This is a genomic window from Paenibacillus jamilae, assembly GCF_050482105.1.
Lineage (GTDB): Bacteria > Bacillota > Bacilli > Paenibacillales > Paenibacillaceae > Paenibacillus > Paenibacillus jamilae_B.
The window spans coordinates 1-1,595 of record NZ_JBCNHI010000007.1 but is presented as its reverse complement, the minus strand read 5'-3'; the positions used below and the strand labels follow the sequence as shown (position 1 = coordinate 1,595).

Below are 1,595 nucleotides of genomic sequence, written 5' to 3'. Positions count from 1 at the left end.
TTGAACATCGACATTTTCTTTCTGTGAAAGAAAAGTCTAGGTTAAGCTACAAAGAGCACACGGAGGATGCCTAGGCGCCAGGAGCCGACGAAGGACGTGGCGAACAACGATAAGGCCTCGGGGAGCTGTAAGCAAGCTTTGATCCGGGGATGTCCGAATGGGGAAACCCGGCTGTCTTCATCGACAGTCACTTCTCACTGAATACATAGGTGAGAGAGAGGCAGACCAGGGGAACTGAAACATCTAAGTACCCTGAGGAAGAGAAAACAATAGTGATTCCGTCAGTAGCGGCGAGCGAACGCGGATTAGCCCAAACCAAGGAGCTTGCTCCTTGGGGTTGTGGGACGTCTCACATGGAGTTACAAAGGAACCGGTTAGATGAAGAGGTCTGGAAAGGCCCGCCAGAGAAGGTAAAAGCCCTGTAGTTCAAAACCTGTTCCCTCCGAGACGGATCCCGAGTAGTGCGGGGCACGTGAAACCCCGTATGAATCCGGCAGGACCATCTGCCAAGGCTAAATACTCCCTGGCGACCGATAGTGAAGCAGTACCGTGAGGGAAAGGTGAAAAGCACCCCGGAAGGGGAGTGAAATAGATCCTGAAACCGTGTGCTTACAAGAAGTCAGAGCCCGATCTATGGGTGATGGCGTGCCTTTTGTAGAATGAACCGGCGAGTTACGTTCCCGTGCAAGGTTAAGGTGAAGAGCTGAAGCCGCAGCGAAAGCGAGTCTGAATAGGGCGAATGAGTACGTGGACGTAGACCCGAAACCGGGTGATCTACCCCTGTCCAGGGTGAAGGTGCGGTAACACGCACTGGAGGCCCGAACCCACGCATGTTGAAAAATGCGGGGATGAGGTGGGGGTAGCGGAGAAATTCCAATCGAACCCGGAGATAGCTGGTTCTCCCCGAAATAGCTTTAGGGCTAGCCTCGGAAAAAAGAATCGTGGAGGTAGAGCACTGATTGGGTGCGGGGCCCGCAAGGGTTACCAAGCTCAGTCAAACTCCGAATGCCATAGATTTAGTTCCGGGAGTCAGACAGTGAGTGCTAAGATCCATTGTCGAAAGGGAAACAGCCCAGACCATCAGCTAAGGTCCCCAAGTGTGTGTTAAGTGGGAAAGGATGTGGAGTTGCACAGACAACCAGGATGTTGGCTTAGAAGCAGCCACCATTGAAAGAGTGCGTAATAGCTCACTGGTCGAGTGACTCTGCGCCGAAAATGTAACGGGGCTAAACACACCACCGAAGCTATGGCTTGATGCTTTGCATCAGGGGTAGGGGAGCGTTGAATGCGGGTTGAAGGTGTACCGGAAGGAGCGCTGGACTGCATTCAAGTGAGAATGCCGGTATGAGTAACGAAAAGATCTGTGAGAATCAGATCCGCCGAAAGCCTAAGGGTTCCTGAGGAAGGTTCGTCCGCTCAGGGTAAGTCGGGACCTAAGGCGAGGCCGATAGGCGTAGTCGAAGGACAACAGGTGGAAATTCCTGTACCACCGTAATCCGTTATGAGCGATGGGGTGACGCAGTAGGGTAGTGACGCGGACTGATGGATGTCCGTCTAAGCAGTGAGGCTGATGTGTAGGCAAATCCGCACATCGT

At 53.0% G+C, this 1,595-nt stretch carries 1 rRNA gene; it reads left to right on the top strand.

The window, feature by feature from the left end:
• Positions 1 to 39: 39 nt before the first annotated feature.
• A 23S ribosomal RNA gene (locus tag ABEW32_RS05255) occupies positions 40 to 1,595 on the top strand; the annotation flags it as partial.